This window comes from Undibacterium sp. SXout7W (assembly GCF_049339385.1).
GTDB lineage: Bacteria > Pseudomonadota > Gammaproteobacteria > Burkholderiales > Burkholderiaceae_D > Undibacterium.
In genome coordinates, this window is the sequence record NZ_JBMPPF010000063.1 from 1 (window position 1) to 733 (window position 733).

At 42.6% G+C, this 733-nt stretch carries 1 protein-coding gene; it reads left to right on the forward strand.

Annotated elements, in window-relative coordinates; translation table 11 throughout:
• Positions 1–119 precede the first annotated feature (119 nt).
• The coding region (locus ACO0LB_RS20490) for a hypothetical protein (RefSeq protein ID WP_423052532.1) at positions 120–733 on the forward strand (614 nt) is incomplete at its 3' end.

Here is a 733-nt window from a genome sequence, read left to right on the forward strand (position 1 = left end):
GAAAAATTCAACAAACAAACCAATCCGCACCGTGAGGCAAGATGGGGAGGGTTCTCATTATTTGGGCACTAGTGCTTTCGCTCTCATGGATGGTATCCAGTGGTGACTGTGGAGTCTACATGCATAAAGGACTGTTAACCTCAAACTGCACAGGCCTATTTACACTGAGAATTAATCAGAACTTGCGCCTAGTACAGTGCACTCATGATCTTGCAGAAAAGCTTCATGAGCCAGTAGAGGTGTTCAAAGGGGATTGCAAAGACATCCTGCTTGACTATGAACCCTTAACCACCAAAACCAATGAGATGTACCACTTAGTCCTCATCCCCATACTCATTCTTTGCATTCTTCTGATGATAGGTTTGTCCTGTTGTTTAGCCTTCAAATCGAAGTATGGAGTGGAAAAAGGAGAGACCATTAGCATCACTAGGCAGCACATTCTAGTTTGTGGAGACACATCAATAAGGAAGTTCAAGTGGTCAGCAGTTCTTTTAACAATAATTCTCTGTAGAGAAACCACTTCTATTTGCCTACCAGCCAAGCATTCCCACACTGGAAAGACAATGAATCAGTACACTTTTGACTTAGTTGAAGGCAGCTCAGCTTGTTTTGATCTTGGAATAGTAACTCATGTAGAGAACTCTGAGGTGCTGGAAATCTTCCACTTGTATAATACCACAACGTGGAGAGAGTATGTTTGGAGCGCTAAAGCTTGTGGTTATGGAAATTGTGG